The sequence below is a fragment of the Streptomyces sp. C1-1 genome (assembly GCF_050214755.1).
Lineage (GTDB): Bacteria > Actinomycetota > Actinomycetes > Streptomycetales > Streptomycetaceae > Streptomyces.
Genome location: NZ_CP189826.1, coordinates 3,300,721 through 3,316,933, shown reverse-complemented (window position 1 = coordinate 3,316,933; position 16,213 = coordinate 3,300,721). Strand labels below are relative to the sequence as shown.

Below are 16,213 nucleotides of genomic sequence, written 5' to 3'. Positions count from 1 at the left end.
TCACCACTCCCTTTCGTCGGCGGATTGGTCGCGTAGGGCTTCGCGGGCGGTCTCGCGGTTGAGTTGGAGGTCGCGGGCGATGGTGGCGGCGAGGGCGGATTCGCCGGGGGTGTGGCCGTGTCCGGCGTACTGCCAGTCGGAGAGGACGAGGACGGTGTCCGGCTCGCGGTCGTCCAGGCCAAGGGCTTCGCGTTCCTGGGCTGCACGGAAGTCGGCGCGGGCCTGGCGGAGTTCACCGAGGGTGGTCGAGTAGCGGCGGGACTTCGAGCTGAAGTGGCCCCGGAAGCCGAGCATGTGTGCCCAGGCCCAGATACGGCGATCGGGGTACAGGGGGTCGAGCAGCTTGCAGGCTTCGATCAGGCGGCGGGTGTGGTCGGGGACCTGGTAGCGGTCGAGTTCGGAGAGTTCGCCGATGCGGCGGTCAAGGGTGCCGGTGTTCTCGGCGGCCTTGGTGGCGTACTTGGCGACGTAGGAGGCGACGGCCTGTTCGGTGATGTCGGAGCCGTCTCCGAAGGCCTTGACGGGGCGGACGTCGAGTTGCGTGCCCCATCGGAAGGTGCGGGCGGGTTGGTCGTCGGCGGCCGGGACCGAGACCGAGGTGTAGGAATGCGCGGCGGCGGCGCGTATCGCGTCGTCGAGCAGCTGCACGGTGGCCCAGGCCGGGGGAGGGGTGCCTGGTCCCTCGGGGCCGTCGATCCGGATCACGGCGTGGAAGTGGAGGGCACCGCGCTTCTGGAACTCGGCAACCTTGCCGTACGAGACGCGTGCGTGGTCGGCGAGTTCCCGACGGGTTATGCCGACGCGGGCGGCGATCTCGCGGCGGAGGCGGGTGGTGAAGCGCTGCCACAGATTGCCCGCGTGGTTGTTGAAGAGGACGGCGCCTGCGTAGTCGTAGGTGTTCGAGTCCAGGGCGGTACCAAGGGCGGGGTCGTCGGCAGGGTGGGGGGTGCCACAGCGGCAGATGCCCTGGTCGGGCCGGTTGTGGACTGGGCCGAACGAGGGGGCGGTGAGGGTAGCGAAGACGCGGGGGTGCTCGCGAACGGTGGACGGGATGTCGCGGCGGTCGTCTCCGGCCAGGCCCGCGCGGATGAGGTGGTAGGTGTCGCCCGCGTACGTCCAGGCGCAGGACGGGCAGCGGGAGGCACGGCGGTTGCCGCACGCAACGCGGAGACGTCCGCCGGGTTCGTTCTCGGTGGAGTAGTGATGCAGGGTTTCGCCGGTCGTCTTGTCCTTGGCGATCGTCCAGCCGGTCAAGTGGATCGGGTCGGCGCAGCCTCCGGTGCGGCGGATCTGCTCATTCCAGCGGTCATAGTCATCGGCCGAGGCCACCCTCAGCAGGTCGCCGAGGGTGGCCGGGTCGAGGAGCAGATCAGGCACGGGCGCCCTCCCGCGTGCGGCGGGTGCGGCGGGTGCGGCGGTGAGTGGTGCCGGTGCCCTGGCAGGCCGGGCAGTGCGCGGTGATGGTGCGCAGGTGACCGTGCGGGTCGCGGCCGCCGAGAGTGATGGCGGCGGAGGCGAAGCCGTCGCAGTTGGGGCAGATGCGGGGCGGCGGTGTGACGCGGTGCGTCATGCTGGAGGTTCCTTCCGGATCTTCGGGTTCGGAATGGGCAGGGCTCCCGGGCAGCGGAGACTTGGCGGTTGAGGCCGCCCGGGGGCCGGTCAGCGTCGCTTGGCCTCGGTGTTGATGAGCGAGCGGATGACCAGGGCGCAGACGGCCACCGAGGCGCCGGTGATGGCGACCGCGAGGAGCATCGAGACCAGGACCGCGCCGACGACCAGGACCACGGCCGTCCCACCACCGATCAGGGCGACGACAGCGCCGGGGGTGAGCTGGATGGTGGGCCGGGCAGACGCCGTGACCGGGGCGACCGACGCGGGGGCGGTGGTCGGCTGCTGGATGACGGTGGTCGGCTCGACGACGGGCGGGGTGATGAGCCCGGTCGGCTGGGGCATGGCGGGGATCTTGGGGCGGATCATGGCGGATCTCCTTCGCGGGTGGTTACTTGACGGCGGTGTCGATGACCGGGGCGAGGAAGCTTTCGGCGATGAGGTAGCCGCCCAGGAGCAGCACCAGGACCAGCCAGAGCGGCGGGCGGATGAGCTTGCAGCCGAGGTAGCCGACGACGGCGAGGGCGAACCAGAGAGGGACGTCCATGAGTGGTGCCTCCTAGCGGACGCGGCAGCGGTGGGTGCGGGCGGCGAGCTGGGCGGCCGACTGACTGGAGTAGTCGGAGGACCAGCCGCAGCGGTCGTTGGTGCACACGGCCGCGTGCTTGGTCTGGCCGTGGCGGTCGCGGTGGGTGCCGATCTGCACGGGGCCGATTCGCATGACGGAGTGGAAGTGGTCGCGGGCAGGCATCGAGGTCGTGTCCTTTCGGCTCAGGCGAGTTGGGCGGCGATGGCGTTGGCGAGCTGGGGCGGGACGCCGAGACGGGCACGCAAGGTGTCGGTGTCGATCGGTGTTCCGGTGCGGGTCCGGTAGTCGTCGGCGACCTTGCGGGCGTGGTCGACCAGAGCGACCGGAACGGCGGGCGCAGCCGGGGCAGCAGGGGCCGCGGGTTCGGGTGCCGGGGGATCGGCGGCCGGGAGTGCCGGGGCTTCCTCGGCCTCGGTGACTGCGGCCGGGAGGGTCTCGGACTCGGGCGAGGTGACCGGCTCGGGCTCGGGCGTGGTGGCCGGCACTTCGGGTGCCGGGTGGTCGGTGGCGGAGTGGGCGAGGAGCGTGCCGCCCATGAAGGCCAGTGCGGGCCAGGCGGCGACGAGGATGCGCAGCCAGGCCGGGACCTGTTGGAGGTCGAGGAGTCCGGCCGTCGCGACGTTGGCGCCGAGTGAGGCCACCAGGGCGATCAGGAACCAGCACCAGGCCAGCCGGGACGGGCCCTCACTGCGCAGCCGCCGCCAAGAGGCGACCAGGAGCAGGTCCACCGAGATCGGGTAGGCCCAGGCTTTCCAGCCGTCCTGTCCGGCAGCGGCAGCGAGGTCGTGAAGGTGGGCGAAGGACAGCGCTCCGGCGATGACGGCCTGGACGAGGACGGCGTCCACGCGGAATGAAGGGCGGGCCATCACGAGCCGCCGGGGTAGTCGGGACCGTCGGTCGGGTCGGAGCCGGGCGGGAACGTACCGGGCGGCGGCTCGGGCAGGGACGCGGCGAGGGACGGGCCCACCGCCTCGATGAAGCCGTGGTCAGCGTCGAGTACGTCGGCGTAGAGGGCGAGTTGGCCCAGCAGGAGCACGGTGCGGGCGAAGTCCTCGCAGTCGGGGCACATGACGTGCTCTCCCTTCAGTAGGCATGGGGCGGGTAGGGACCCGGCGCGAAGGCGGTCGCGCCGACCGGTGGAGCGGGGAGGGGTCAGGCGGTGGCCGGGGCTGTCTTGGACAGCCGTACGCGGGCCGAGGGCAGCGGGGCGACCGCAGGGCGGAAGGCCGCCAGAGCGGGCAGATCCGGGGTGCGGTCGGCGTGCCGGTTGCAGATGTTGACGGCCTCGCGCAGCGAGGTGTGCGGGGCGCGGATGCGGGCCCAGCCGCCGGAGGCGTCGCCGGTGACGGCGATGCCGGGGGTGTCGGTGGGGATCTGGATGGCGGCGAGGACGGCGTCCGGGGAGATGTCGCCGAAGGCCATGTTGGCGGAGGATTCGTCGTTGACGCGGTGGGCGGTTCGGCCGGTGAGCTGGGCGCGGAGCATGGTGATGCCCTTGCCGAGTTCGGAGCCGAAGCGCTGTCCGCAGATTTCCAGGTAGATGCCGGCGGCGCGGCCGAGCTGGGCGAGGCGGACCAGGGCGGTGATGATGCGGTCGCGGCGCTTCTCGTCGTCCTTGGTGGCGAACAGGGCGAGTTCGGCGACCTCGTCGACCAGGACCACGACCGGGACGGGACGTATGTCGGCGGGTAGGTCCCAGATGTCGGCGGCGATCTCGGAATCCGGTACGTCCACCGTGATCCGCTGGTTGGCCCGGATCAGCTGATAGACGCCTTCCATGTGCGTGACCAGCGCTTCGAGGAGGTCGAGGGCGGTGTCAGGGTTGTCGGCGAGGGCGGAGAAGCGGCGGGCCAGCGGGAAGAGTTCGACCCCCTGCTTGCAGTCGATACCGACCAGGGCGACATCCAGCGCGGCCAGCCCGGCAACGAGATTGCGCTGGTAGACGGACTTCCCGGATTCCGTGGCGCCGAGCGTGAGGCCGTGCGGGACAGTGCGGTAGTCGCGGTAGTGGACCGCGCCGTCCTCGCGCAGGGCGACCGGAACTCGCATCGGCTGAGTCTCGGTCTTGGCAGGCATCTGCACCCGCTTGAGCACGTCATAGCCGGTCATCCGCAACTCGACGACGCCGGAGCGAAGTTCGCGGGAGGTGACGCCGTACAGGCCGAAGGAGTGACGGAGCCGGTCTGTTGCCGCGGAGACGTCGAAGGCGTCCTGTCCGGGGCGGAGCTTGAGCCGGAGCACCAGGCCGGTCCGGGTTGGCCGCAGTCGCAGGATGCGGGGAGCGCGGGACTCTGGTGCCGGACGGTTGGTCATCCGGGCTAGAGCAAGGCGCCAACGGGAGGGCGGGACGGTCAGCCCGCAGGCGTCCATGACGGAGGCGTAGCGGACCAGGACCCGCAGGGCGGCGAGGGTGACCCCGAAGGTCATCCAGTACCAGGCGGGGCGCCGCCACCGCAGGATGACTGCGGCAGCGACGACCAGCACCAGCGCAACCATGAACCAGGACATGGTCAGGCCGCCTGGGGCTTCGAGGCGGCGTCGGCGAGCGAGGTCACGGCGACCGCGCGGAAGGCGATTCCGTGCCGCTTCTGCCCATTGAACTCGTTCTCCCACGCCGAGGCGACCAGGCCGGTCAGCGCGACCGGCGTACCCATGGCGAGGTCCTCGGAGACGCCGGGCTGGGGGACGGTGAGCTTCAGGATCTCCACTTCGTCCGGCGTGGAGAACATGACCTCCACGGTCATCAGCGTGACGCCGTCCTTGTCGATGGCGATCTCACCGGTGCGGCGGTCCTTGACCTTCGGCTGCGGAGCCTTGGCGACCATCACGGTCGCGTTGGAGGTGTCGACGGGAATCTGACGCATGACGCGCTCCTGGGATCGATAAACCTAACGTACTTAGTACGTCATCTTGGAATAGAGCATGGACCTGTACTACTTGGTGTGTCAAGTGGTTGTCTCGACGCCTGTCAGCGGGATGTGCTGCACTAGGTACGACAACCACTGAGAGGGGCTATGGCCGACTTCACTGCCGGACGTGCCGCGTACTTGCAGATCGCGGACGACTTCAAGCGCCGGATCCGCGACGGAGAGCTCACACCGGGGGACAAGCTCCCCTCAGAGTCGGACCTGATGGCGCAGCACTCCGTGTCTCGCACAGTCGCCCGGCAGGCGATCTCGCGTCTCCGCGAGGACGGCTACGCCATCTCCCACCAAGGCAAGGGCAGCTTTGCCGCGTTGCCTGGCGAAGGCGGTTCCGCCAAGCGCAGCCCCGAGTTTGAGCAGATCACGGAGTACCTGTCCGAGGTCCGTCGGGATGTGCGCCGCCTTGCGGAGCGGATGGACCAGCTGGAGGACCTGGTTCGGCAGCAGGCTCAAGGGCGATGACCAAGGCGTCCGCTCGACGCGCAACCTCTGCCAGCTCTTCACCAAGTCCCCTTACCTGGTTGATCAGTTCTTGCTTCTCTGCCGGGCTCAGCACGCTCACAGCCCCTTCGTTGCCCTTCCGATCTGACAGCCCCTCGGCCTGTGAGCAACGCTAGGGCCGAAGGAACTCACCGACCCGGAAGAAATTTCCCCCCAGAGAATTTTTCCGGGTCCGCAGAGACAGACGGGTGGACGCTCTTCCCATGCGAGGAATGACGACGAACCTGACGATCGGTGAGCGAGTCGCTTGGTACCGCCGTAGGCGCGGCATGTCCCAAGAGGTGTTGGCCGGGCTCGTCGGCCGCACGGTCGACTGGTTGAGCAAGGCTGAGAACAACCGCATGGAGCTCGACCGGCTCTCGGTCATCAAGACCCTGGCCGACGCCCTTGATGTGTCCCTTGGCGACCTGCTCGCCGAACCGACTCTCATGGAGTGGACCGCTGACAGCGGCAACCGCACGGTGCCGGCACTTCGGTCGGCGCTGATGAACTACCGGCAGCTGACACCGTTGTTGGGGGTGCCGACCGAGGGTGACCCCACGCCCTTGGACGAGCTTCGCACCAGCGTCGTAGAGATCATGGATGCCTACCAGGCTTCCCGCTACGGCTTCGCGACCCGGCGCTTGCCCCTGGTGCTGGCGGACGCTCTCATCGCCGCGCAGTCCTACGACGGCCGTGAGCGTGAGCAGGCGAGCGAGCTGCTTGCGCTCACTTATCACAGCGCCGCCATGGTTCTCGGGAAGGTGGGCGAGGTAGACCTCGCTTGGATCGCCGCCGATCGCGGATTGGGCGCGGCACAGCAGTCCGGCAATCTCACGGTCATCGGCTCACTCTTCCGGTCCGTGGGGCACTGCCTTCTGTCGACCGGTCGTTTCGACGCCGCCGTACAGCTCATCGGTGATGCGTCCGACTACCTTCGCCCGGGCCTCTCTGGGGCCGCCAGTCCGGAGTTCCTGTCGATCTATGGGACGCTCTTCCTCGCTGGCTCGATGGCGGCGGCCCGAGCAGACCAGCGCTCGACCGTGCGCGAGTTCCTTGCCGAGGCCGACCAAGCAGCCCGCCGACTCGGGCAGGACGCGAACCACATGTGGACCGCTTTCGGCCCGACCAACGTCGACATCCACCGTGTGGCCACCGCGGCCGAGCTGGGCGACATGCAGGTAGCCGTCGACCTCGGGCCGCGTATCGACACCAGCAGCCTCCCGACGGAGCGGCGGACGCGGCACCACATCGAGGTAGCCCGTGCCCTCAGTGCGTACAACCGTGTCGACGACGCTCTGGCGCTGATCCTTGAAGCCGAGTCCTGGGCGCCGGAGCAGCTGCGGAGTCACTACCTGGCCCGTGAACTCGTACTCACGTGGGTGCGCAACCAGCGCGGCCGACCGAGCCGGGCCATGGCGGATCTCGCCGATCGGCTGCATGTGGTCTAGGTGGGTACGCTCGGCTGCATGGCAGCGAACGAGCACGAAGCAAAGATGGCGCATCCGCGTATGGCAGCGGGTGCGCTTTTCTTCGATGCCGGCGGGCGCGTCCTCATGGTGGTGCCCACGTACAAGGACTACTGGGACGTCCCCGGGGGCTACGTCGAGACCGGTGAGTCTCCGCTGCAGGCTGCCAGCCGCGAGGTACAGGAAGAACTCGGCATCACGCCGACGCTCGGCCGCCTCCTGGCCGTCGACTGGGCGCCCAGCGCTACCGAGGGCGACAAGGTGTTGTACCTGTTCGACGGCGGCGAGCTTGCCCCAGAGGCCGTGGAGGACATCCGCCCGCAGGGCGAGGAGCTGAAGAGCGTCACGTTCGTGGCCCCGGACGAGATCCCGGATCGGACGATCCCTCGTCTAGCCCGACGCATTCTCGCGGCGATCGATGCCCGAGCGGCAAGCGCCCCGGTATACCTCGAGCACGGCCAGGCGCCGGGCGATGTAGCGGCGTAGCCGAGGTCGAAGGCCCTCATCCAGCGGGATAAGACTTTCCCTACTTCATCAAGCACCCGTCGTCGCTTCGCTCCTCCGGGCGGGCGCGGGCGGCCGGCGGCGCCCGCGCTCATGTCTCCGCCCCGCTCGGCACCGCCGGCTGCCCGCTCCCGCCCAAGAGGCAGGCACACGGAGCATGAGGTCAGAACACGTGGTGGCTGGGGCGGTCGGCTCCACGGCTTTAGCCAGCCACTTTGGCGCGAGCCTCGAAGATCATGGCCCCAACGTCGTGCTTTAACGGGCAGGTCAACAGACTGCCCGACGCGCCGGAAGCTTACGGGGCCATGATCACTCGCGCCAAAGCAGCTCCCGGCCAAAGTCGCTACGCCGACCGCGTGCGCCAGCTAACGCAGCCCGGGGTCATCGCCTCCCAGGACTTTGACGTGTGATATCCCCCCAGGTCAGAGTGGGTTTCCCGTGTTCTTCCCTGCGGGGAAGGGCACGGCCGACGGCCTGTTTCGTGCCCCGGGCCGCGAACGATCGGTCGTCGGGGCTGCGGCCGGGCCGTCGCTCAGATCAGCGCATCGGCCTCGCCGGACCGATGTCCACACCCGGCACGCCGAACGCGGTATCACGCGGCATCGATGGCCCCGTCGGCACGGTCCTGACTGTTCGTGCCAGGGCCTTGATGTTCTCCTCCGAGTCCAGCAGCACCGGCGCGTAGGTCCTGGGCGCGGCGGCCAAGCGGCCTGTCCGGATGGCGGCGTCATCCTTCCTGGCCTAGCGTTGAAGGCGCGCCTTCGACGGCCCAGGGCAGGCGCCTGGTACGGCGCAGGGCGTTTCTCGTGGATGGACGGTACGGGTCGGCGACCCGGCAGGTGGTCCACGGCGTGCCTCATGTCTCAGAGACGTCAAGTGCCGGCAGGACGGCGTCGTGCGCCGGCGGAATCGGAGACCCGGAATGCCGCAGACATCCTGGAGTGAGTACAAGCCGGGGCGGTCGTTCCCCGGAGTGATCGGCCGGACGACAGACGAGTCCACTCCGGCGTGGCCGCAGCCTGTACGGGCAGTGCCGGGTACGCCGAACGTGCTGATGATCGTGCTGGACGACACCGGGTACGGGCAGCTGGGCTGCTACGGCAGCCCGATCGAGACGCCCAGCCTGAACGCGCTGGCGGCGGGCGGGCTCCTGTACCGCAACATGCACACCACCGCGCTGTGCTCGCCGTCGCGCTCCTGCATCGTGACCGGCCGCAACCACCACGCCAACGGGATGGCGTCGATCACCGAGCTCGCCACCGGGTATCCCGGCTACAACGGACAGATCCCGTTCGAGAACGGGATGCTGTCCGAGATGCTGCTCCAGCACGGCTACAACACTTACATGGTCGGCAAGTGGCACCTGATGCCCTCGGAGCAGGAGTCGGCCGCGGGGCCGTACGACCGGTGGCCCCTGGGGCGGGGCTTCGAGCGGTTCTACGGCTTCCTGGGTGGAGACACCAGTCAGTGGTATCCGGACCTGGTGTACGACAACCACCAGGTCGAGCAGCCGGCGACGCCGGAGGAGGGCTATCACCTGACCGAGGACCTGACCGATCGGGCCATGTCGTTCATCGCGGACGCCAAGCAGGTCGCGCCGGACAAGCCCTTCTACCTGCACTTCTGCCTCGGCGCGACGCACGCCCCGCACCATGTGCCCAAGGAGTGGGCGGACCGCTACCGAGGCGTCTTCGACGACGGCTGGGACGCGTACCGCGAGCGCACCTTCGACCGGCAGAAACAGCTCGGCATCGTGCCGGCGGACTCCCAGTTGTCCCCGCACGACCCGGACGTGCCGGCCTGGGAGTCCCTGTCGCCGGACGCCCGCCGCCTCGCGGCGCGGATGATGGAGGTTTTCGCCGGGTTCCTCTCCCACACCGACCACCACATCGGCCGGCTGATGGCCTTCCTGAAAGAGATCGGCGAGTTCGACAACACGCTGGTCATGGTGGTCTCCGACAACGGCGCCAGCGCCGAGGGCGGGGTCACCGGCACGACCAACGAGCTGCAGTTCTTCAACAACGCGCCCGAGCCCCTGGAGGAGAGCCTGGCGCGGATCGAGGAGATCGGCGGCCCCGAGACGTTCAACCACTACCCGTGGGGCTGGACGTGGGCGGGAAACACGCCGTTCCGGCGCTGGAAGCGGGAGACCTACCGGGGCGGCGTCAGCGACCCGTTCCTGGTCCACTGGCCGGCGGGCATCCAGGCCCGCGGCGAGGTCCGCGACCAGTTCGCGCACATCATCGACATGGTGCCCACCGTGCTCGACGTGCTGGGGGTCGAGCCGCCCGCCACCATCAGGGGCGTCACACAGTCGCCCCTGCACGGGGTCAGCTTCGCGCACACCTTCGACGACGCCGCCGCCCCGACCCGACACCGCACCCAATACTACGAGATGTTCGGACACCGGGCGATCGACCACAACGGGTGGCGCGCGGTCTGCCCCTGGCCCGGCCCTTCGTTCGTCGAGGCCGGAAAGCCGTTCGGCACCCCGATCTCCATGACGGACCTGGACGACCTGGACGCCCACCACTGGGAGCTCTACCACGTCGAAGAAGACGTCGCCGAGACCCGCGACCTCGCCGAGGAACACCGCAGCAAACTCATCGAGATGATCGCCATGTGGTACGTCGAGGCCGGCAAGTACAACGTGCTGCCGATCGACGGCAGCGCCCTAGAACGCATGATGCTCGAACGGCCGCAGATCACCCAGGCCCGGACCAGCTACACGTTCCGCCCCGACACGCAGGTCCTGCCGGCCGCCGTCGCTCCCCGGGTCCTCAACCGCCCGCACAGCATCACCGCCGACGTGGAGATCCCGCCCGGCGGCGCCGAGGGCGTCCTGCTGTGCCAGGGCACTAACGCCGGAGGCTGGTCCTTCTACGTCAAGGACAACCGTCTGCACTACGCCCACAACTACGTCCACCGCACACTGCACCACGTGGCGTCGGGCGAATCCGTCCCCGAAGGCCGTCACACGCTGCGCTTCGAGTTCGAGCCCACCGGCAGCCCGGACATCGCGGCGGGCAAGGGCTCGCCCGGCCGCGCTCAGCTCTACGTCGACGACCGCCTGGTCGGCGAGATCGACATGCCGTTCACGACCCCGGTCGCCTTCAACCCGGGCGGCATGTGCTGTGGCGCGAACCCCGGATCGGCCGTCACCGCCGACTACCGGGCGCCGTTCCGGTTCACCGGCACCTTGCACGGCGTGACCGTCGACCTGTCCGGCGACCTGATCGTCGACGCGCCGAGCGAGATGCGCATGCACATGGCCCGGCAGTGAGTGCCCGGCCGGGCCAGCTGGTGGTCAGCCGATGCCGTCCAGCAGCAGGCCCAGCCGGATGTCGAACCAGGCCCGCTCGTGTCGCCAGATCTCCGCGGCGCCCACCAGCAGCCGGCTCAGACCGTCGACGGTGAGCGACCGCCACCGGCAGGCCCTCAGGACCTCCACCAGCGCTTCGGCGAGTTCGTGCTGCGGGCCGCGCCCGTTCCGCGGACCACGTGGGCGGGGAAATGCCTGCCCACCGTCCATGGCGGCCACCGCACGGCGGCAGACCAGCTCGGCCGTGAACGACTGCCATCCGAAGGGCTCCAGAGCGGCACGCACCGCGGCGACCCGGGCATCGCCCACCGGCACCGTCACCGCCATCGAGACCACCTCACTTGTGCACAAACACCAGTCGACTCCGATTGTCACACGGTGCCGACACCAGGTGAGCAGGGCGTTCATCGGAAGCGGTTCCGGTCGGCGGGGTCGCGCCACGGCGAAGCCGATCGCCGACGGCCGTTGGGCCAACCGAGCCGGCCGGGCGGGTTCGGCCCAAGGTTTCCGGGGCCCGGCCGGACGGTGAGAGGACGCGCCGGAAACCCGTCTAGCTGACCCTGGCGCAGCCGCCCCGGCGACGACGGATGTCCGATGTGAGGAGTGCGGATGAACGGCTGGGCCGTCGTGGCCGCCGGGGGTGTGGTCATCGGCTACGGGATGCTCTCGCGGCGCCTGTCGACCACGGTGCTCTCGGGACCGTTGGTGTTCATGCTCGTAGGTGTGGCGATCGGCCCCCTGGGCCTGGATTTGCTGGACCGTGCGAAGGATCCCGAGGTCACGCGAACGCTGCTGGAGAGCGCACTGGTGCTCCTGCTGTTCGCGGACGCCGCGGGAATCAGGGCCCGGGACCTGCGCCGGGAGGAGTTCCTGCCGCTGCGGCTGCTCGCGGTGGGCCTGCCGGCCACGATGGCTCTGGGGTGGCTGGCGGCCTGGCCCCTGCTCCCCAGCCTGGGTGTGTGGGAGCTGGCCCTGGCCGCCATCATCCTGGCGCCGACGGACGCCGCGCTGGGGCAGCAGGCCTTCTCCAACAAGCGGGTGCCGCCCCTGGTCCGCGGCGGCCTGACGGTGGAGTCCGGTCTGAACGACGGTCTGGCGCTTCCGTTCTTCGTGCTGGCACTCGCGGCGGCGGGTGAGGGCCACGGTCATCCGGGTGTGGCCGAGACGTTCCTGCGGGCACTGCTGCTGAGCGGCGCGATCGGCATCGCGGCCGGCTGGGCCGGGGCGAGCCTGTTGCGCTGGTCGCTGGCCCGCGGGTGGAGCAGCTCCGACTGGCGGCAGTTCCTGGCCCTCGCCGTTCCGGCCGTCACCTACGCGCTGTGCCTCATGGGCGAGGGAAGCGGCTTCATCGGTTCCTGGGCCGCCGGCCTGGCCTTCGGCATCCACCTGCGCGGGACGCCCACCGGTCTGGGCCTCCGTCCCCAGGACTCGGATCCAGCGCAGAGCACGAGGTTCACCGAACGGCTCGGCCTGCTGCTCGCCTCGCTGAGTTTCCTCGTGTTCGGCGCGGTCATCCTCGGACCGACGCTCCAGCACCTGACGTGGCGGATGGTCGTCTACGCGCTGCTCAGCCTCACCGTCCTCCGGATGCTGCCGGTCGCTCTCGCGCTGATCGGCACCGGGCTGCGCGTCACCTCCGTGGCCTACATCGGCTGGTTCGGTCCGCGCGGGCTCGCCTCCCTCGTGTTCGGCCTGCTCGCCCTCGAAGAACACCTGCCCGGGGGAACGCTGCTGAGCAGGGTCATCGCTGTGACCGTCAGCCTGAGCGTCATCCTCCACGGAGCCTCGGCTCCCTTCTTGGGGAACCGCTACAGCGCATGGTTCACCAGAACACTCCGGCAGGAACCGAACCTGCGCGAGAACGCCCTCGCCCACGACCACACACCGCGCTGAGGGCCCGGTCGCTGGTGGCCCGTAGCTCACTTCTGCTACTGATCGCTCCCACAGGGACTTGACTGGTCCATTGAGACTCCACCGACCTACGAACGTGCGTTCACGAAGCGAGTGGAAAGGTCACTTCACAGGGTGTTGCCAGGCAGCCCAGCGCACCCAGAGGCTCGCCACAGCGAGAAGCAGGGACACCACGCTGATCGCGATGTTCAGAATCGTCATTCCCGACCAAGTCGACGTCGCGTCCGTGATTTGGACTACGGACTTTCTACGGCGCGCAAGCACCATCCCAAGTGCCAGCACAACCGCGGCGATCCCGAGGTAGGCACTCAACTGTCGTCATGGCGTGCGTGATCAACGGCGACACGGTGTCCGGTGTTCTCCGCCAGGCAACGTGGCTGGTCGTCGAAGTGATCGTTCTGATTGTCGTGCAGGCGATCGCAGGGCCGCGTGTCAAGCCCGTCGGAGTGCCTGACACCAACGGCTGACACCAACGGCGGCGAACGTAAACGGACGAGAGCGGCGCCCAGCGGTCGAGAGACCGTCGCGAGGCTTGGATCCCTCCAGCTTCCGGGGGGCCGTGATCGACCTGATAAGGATGGCAGTGCCTCCAGGGCGGACCCATCGCTCACCACAGGCTCGCCACGTGCGTGGGCACGACTCAAAGCGTTCGAGGAGCTGGGAGCTTCCACCAGGTTGGTCTGTGTGTTCTTCACAGCCGACGCCGAGAACGGCATCCATGCCATCCACTGGGGGGACGCCCGTCTCGAACCCGACCGCACCTTCACATGGCCATACAGGGAACAGCTCCAGGTCGCTCCCATGCAGCTGGAGTGAGGGGCGGTGATGCCGCTGCCTGGGCGTGGCTTGTCGGGGCCGACCGAGTCCTGGGCCGTCCCTGGGCCGTCCGAAGCCGACCAACGCTGACAGTCGGCACCCGCGGGTGACCACCCCCACCCCGCTCCGGCCTGGGCCGCCGGCGATGATCTGCCACACTGGAAGGGTTATGCCGAAGCCCGGAGAACTCACTTTCGTCGCCCCCCGTGGAGCCAAGAAGCCGCCGCGGCATCTTGCCGATCTCACGCCCGCCGAGCGCAAGGACGCCGTGGCCGAGATCGGGGAGAAGCCGTTTCGCGCCAAGCAGCTCTCGCAGCACTACTTCGCGCGGTACGCGCACGACCCGGCGGAGTGGACGGACATCCCGGCCGGCTCGCGCGGGAAGCTGCAGGAGGCGCTGCTGCCCGAGCTGATGACCGTCGTACGGCATCTGTCGACCGACCAGGGCACGACCCGTAAGACGCTGTGGCGACTGTTCGACGGCACGCTCGTCGAGTCCGTGCTGATGCGGTACCCGGACCGGGTGACCATGTGCATCAGCTCGCAGGCCGGCTGCGGGATGAACTGTCCGTTCTGCGCCACCGGGCAGGCGGGACTGGACCGGAACCTGTCCACCGCCGAGATCGTGCATCAGATCGTCGACGGGATGCGGGCGCTCAGGGACGGAGAGGTGCCCGGGGGACCTGCTCGGCTGTCCAACATCGTCTTCATGGGGATGGGGGAGCCGCTCGCCAACTACAAGCGGGTCGTCGGGGCGGTGCGGGCCCTCACCGACCCCGCCCCGGACGGGCTCGGGCTGTCCCAGCGTGGGATCACCGTCTCGACCGTCGGGCTCGTGCCCGCCATCCACCGGTTCGCCGACGAGGGCTTCAAGTGCCGGCTGGCGATCTCCCTGCACGCCCCCGACGACGAACTGCGCGACACCCTCGTCCCCGTGAACACGCGGTGGAAGGTGCGGGAGGTGCTCGACGCCGGGTTCGAGTACGTCGAGAAGAGCGGGCGGCGGCTGAGCATCGAGTACGCGCTCATCCGCGACATCAACGACCAGGCGTGGCGCGGCGACCGGCTCGGCCGGCTGCTGCGGGGCAAGCCCGTGCACGTCAACCTCATCCCGCTCAACCCGACGCCCGGTTCGAAGTGGACCGCCTCCCGGCCCGAGGACGAGAAGGCGTTCGTCGAGGCCATCGCCGCGCACGGGGTGCCGGTGACCGTCCGGGACACCCGCGGGCAGGAGATCGACGGTGCCTGCGGTCAGCTCGCGGCCACCGAGCGGTAACCTGAGGCCGTCCATACATATTCATATTCCGACAGGGGAGCGCCACAGCGCTGAGAGTGCGGCAACCGGGCCGCAGACCCTCTGAACCTTGCCCAGGTCATTCTGGGTAGGAAGTTCGGTCATCACTCAAGCTGTTGCGCCCTGCCCAGATCCTTCCGGGCAGGGCCGCGTCTCTTCCTGGTCACCCAGGAGGAACTTCAGTGCACACCAAGACGTTCGTCGCCGCGGCCGTCGGCCTCGGCCTGATCACGTTGTCCGCCTGCGGATCGTCGTCCGGCGGCCAGTCGTCCGGCGACTCCAGGACCGTCACGCTCGTCAGCCACGACTCGTGGGCCGTCTCCAAGAGCGTCCTCGCCGACTTCGAGAAGCAGTCCGGCTACAAGGTCAGGGTCCTCGAGAGCGGCGACGCCGGCCAGGCCGTCAACAAGGCCCTGCTCACCAAGGACAACCCCCAGGGCGACGTCTTCTTCGGCGTCGACAACACCCTCCTCTCGCGGGCCCTCGACAACGGACTCTTCCAGTCATACGCGGCCAAGGGCGCGAACACCGTCCAGTCCCCCTACCGCGTCGACCAGGACAAGCACCGGGTCACCCCCATCGACTACGGCGACATCTGCGTCAACTACGACAAGGCGTACTTCAGCAAGCACAAGCTGACCCCGCCGCAGTCCTTCGACGACCTGGTCAAGCCCGCCTACAAGAACCTCCTCGTCACCGAGAACGCCTCCACCTCCTCGCCCGGCCTCGGCTTCCTGCTCGGCAGCGCCGCGAAGTACGGCGACGGAGGCTGGCAGGACTACTGGAAGAAGCTCAGGGCCAACGGCGTGAAGGTCGTCGACGGCTGGGAGCAGGCCTACAACCAGGAGTTCTCCGGTTCGGCCGGCGGCAAGAAGGCCAAGGCCGACCGCCCGCTCGTCGTCTCCTACGCCTCCTCGCCGCCCGCCGAGGTCGTCTTCGCCGACCCGCGGCCCACGACCGCGCCGACCGGGGTCTCGTACGGCACCTGCTTCCGGCAGATCGAGTACGCCGGTCTGCTCAGCAACGCGAAGAACACCAAGGGCGGCAAGGCGTTCATCGACTTCCTGCTCGGCAAGGAGTTCCAGCAGGACATGCCGCTGAACATGTTCGTCTACCCGGTGGTCGAGGGCGCGAAGGTGCCCAAGGAGTTCACCGAGTACGGCCCCGCCGCCAAGGACCCGGAGACCATGGCCCCGACGAAGATCGCCGCCAACCGTGACCAGTGGGTCAAGTCGTGGACGTCACTCGTACTGAAGTAGCCCCGCGTCCGACGCGGCGGGGGAGCGCGGCTCGGCT

The 16,213-nt window shown here is 69.0% G+C and carries 19 protein-coding genes; 9 read left to right on the top strand and 10 right to left on the bottom strand.

All coding sequences use genetic code 11. The features are described from left to right. The 9 genes from repSA to ACQF4J_RS14865 form a co-directional block, all read right to left on the bottom strand. The gene (gene repSA, locus ACQF4J_RS14905) at window positions 1–1,377 is read right to left on the bottom strand and encodes a replication initiator protein RepSA (protein WP_427165802.1); all 1,377 of its coding nucleotides are present in this window, start codon (window positions 1,375–1,377) and stop codon (window positions 1–3) included. Next, complete coding sequence (locus ACQF4J_RS14900; protein WP_427165801.1) at window positions 1,370–1,570, bottom strand: hypothetical protein; 201 nt, start codon at window positions 1,568–1,570, stop codon at window positions 1,370–1,372. The genes repSA and ACQF4J_RS14900 overlap by 8 nt, the downstream gene beginning before the upstream one ends. Before the next feature lie 89 nt (window positions 1,571–1,659). Next, complete coding sequence (locus tag ACQF4J_RS14895; RefSeq protein WP_427165800.1) at window positions 1,660–1,977, bottom strand: SpdD-like protein; 318 nt, start codon at window positions 1,975–1,977, stop codon at window positions 1,660–1,662. Between the two features lie 22 nt (window positions 1,978–1,999). Then, window positions 2,000–2,155: a hypothetical protein gene (locus ACQF4J_RS14890; RefSeq protein WP_280895873.1), complete on the bottom strand. Its 156-nt coding sequence runs from the start codon at window positions 2,153–2,155 to the stop codon at window positions 2,000–2,002. A gap of 12 nt (window positions 2,156–2,167) precedes the next feature. After that, the gene (locus ACQF4J_RS14885; RefSeq protein ID WP_280895874.1) at window positions 2,168–2,359 is read right to left on the bottom strand and encodes a mobile element transfer protein; all 192 of its coding nucleotides are present in this window, start codon (window positions 2,357–2,359) and stop codon (window positions 2,168–2,170) included. A gap of 20 nt (window positions 2,360–2,379) precedes the next feature. Then, complete coding sequence (locus tag ACQF4J_RS14880) at window positions 2,380–3,063, bottom strand: DUF2637 domain-containing protein (protein WP_427165799.1); 684 nt, start codon at window positions 3,061–3,063, stop codon at window positions 2,380–2,382. Then, window positions 3,063–3,266 (bottom strand): hypothetical protein, encoded by a 204-nt coding sequence (locus tag ACQF4J_RS14875; protein WP_351805119.1) that lies wholly within the window; start codon window positions 3,264–3,266, stop codon window positions 3,063–3,065. The genes ACQF4J_RS14880 and ACQF4J_RS14875 overlap by 1 nt, the downstream gene beginning before the upstream one ends. An 83-nt stretch (window positions 3,267–3,349) precedes the next feature. Next, window positions 3,350–4,705 carry an FtsK/SpoIIIE domain-containing protein gene (locus tag ACQF4J_RS14870; RefSeq protein WP_427165798.1) on the bottom strand — a complete coding sequence of 452 codons (1,356 nt, stop codon included), beginning with the start codon at window positions 4,703–4,705 and terminating at the stop codon, window positions 3,350–3,352. Window positions 4,706–4,707: 2 nt separating this feature from the next. After that, the gene (locus ACQF4J_RS14865; protein WP_427165797.1) at window positions 4,708–5,061 is read right to left on the bottom strand and encodes a hypothetical protein; all 354 of its coding nucleotides are present in this window, start codon (window positions 5,059–5,061) and stop codon (window positions 4,708–4,710) included. Between the two features lie 150 nt (window positions 5,062–5,211). On the opposite strand from ACQF4J_RS14865, the gene ACQF4J_RS14860 reads away from it, so the two are divergent. The 4 genes from ACQF4J_RS14860 (at window position 5,212) to ACQF4J_RS14845 (ending at window position 10,857) form a co-directional block, all read left to right on the top strand. Next, entirely contained in the window at window positions 5,212–5,583 is a 372-nt protein-coding gene (locus ACQF4J_RS14860) for a winged helix-turn-helix domain-containing protein (protein WP_062043675.1), read from the top strand. A 251-nt stretch (window positions 5,584–5,834) separates the two neighbouring features. Then, window positions 5,835–7,052, top strand: coding sequence for a helix-turn-helix domain-containing protein (locus ACQF4J_RS14855; protein WP_427165796.1), 1,218 nt, complete (start codon window positions 5,835–5,837; stop codon window positions 7,050–7,052). A gap of 18 nt (window positions 7,053–7,070) precedes the next feature. Continuing rightward, window positions 7,071–7,556, top strand: a complete 486-nt coding sequence (locus tag ACQF4J_RS14850) for an NUDIX domain-containing protein (protein ID WP_427165795.1) — start codon at window positions 7,071–7,073, stop codon at window positions 7,554–7,556. Between the two features lie 940 nt (window positions 7,557–8,496). Continuing rightward, window positions 8,497–10,857: an arylsulfatase gene (locus ACQF4J_RS14845; protein ID WP_427165794.1), complete on the top strand. Its 2,361-nt coding sequence runs from the start codon at window positions 8,497–8,499 to the stop codon at window positions 10,855–10,857. A 24-nt stretch (window positions 10,858–10,881) separates the two neighbouring features. On the opposite strand, the gene ACQF4J_RS14840 is transcribed toward ACQF4J_RS14845, so the two are convergent. Next, window positions 10,882–11,223, bottom strand: a complete 342-nt coding sequence (locus tag ACQF4J_RS14840; RefSeq protein WP_386379384.1) for a hypothetical protein — start codon at window positions 11,221–11,223, stop codon at window positions 10,882–10,884. A gap of 282 nt (window positions 11,224–11,505) precedes the next feature. Between ACQF4J_RS14840 and ACQF4J_RS14835 the strand changes: the two genes are divergently transcribed. The 5 genes from ACQF4J_RS14835 (at window position 11,506) to ACQF4J_RS14815 (ending at window position 16,176) form a co-directional block, all read left to right on the top strand. Continuing rightward, window positions 11,506–12,789 carry a cation:proton antiporter gene (locus tag ACQF4J_RS14835; protein WP_427165793.1) on the top strand — a complete coding sequence of 428 codons (1,284 nt, stop codon included), beginning with the start codon at window positions 11,506–11,508 and terminating at the stop codon, window positions 12,787–12,789. Between the two features lie 338 nt (window positions 12,790–13,127). Beyond that, window positions 13,128–13,274: a hypothetical protein gene (locus tag ACQF4J_RS14830; RefSeq protein ID WP_427165792.1), complete on the top strand. Its 147-nt coding sequence runs from the start codon at window positions 13,128–13,130 to the stop codon at window positions 13,272–13,274. Window positions 13,275–13,491: 217 nt separating this feature from the next. Then, on the top strand, window positions 13,492–13,623 hold the full coding sequence (locus ACQF4J_RS14825; RefSeq protein WP_427165791.1) for a hypothetical protein: 132 nt from the start codon (window positions 13,492–13,494) through the stop codon (window positions 13,621–13,623). A 169-nt stretch (window positions 13,624–13,792) separates the two neighbouring features. Further along, complete coding sequence (gene rlmN / locus ACQF4J_RS14820) at window positions 13,793–14,899, top strand: 23S rRNA (adenine(2503)-C(2))-methyltransferase RlmN (protein WP_351568258.1); 1,107 nt, start codon at window positions 13,793–13,795, stop codon at window positions 14,897–14,899. Window positions 14,900–15,099: 200 nt separating this feature from the next. Further along, a complete protein-coding gene (locus ACQF4J_RS14815; protein WP_351805112.1) occupies window positions 15,100–16,176 on the top strand; it encodes a thiamine ABC transporter substrate-binding protein in 1,077 nt (358 codons plus the stop codon). The last annotated feature ends 37 nt before the right edge of the window (window positions 16,177–16,213 follow it).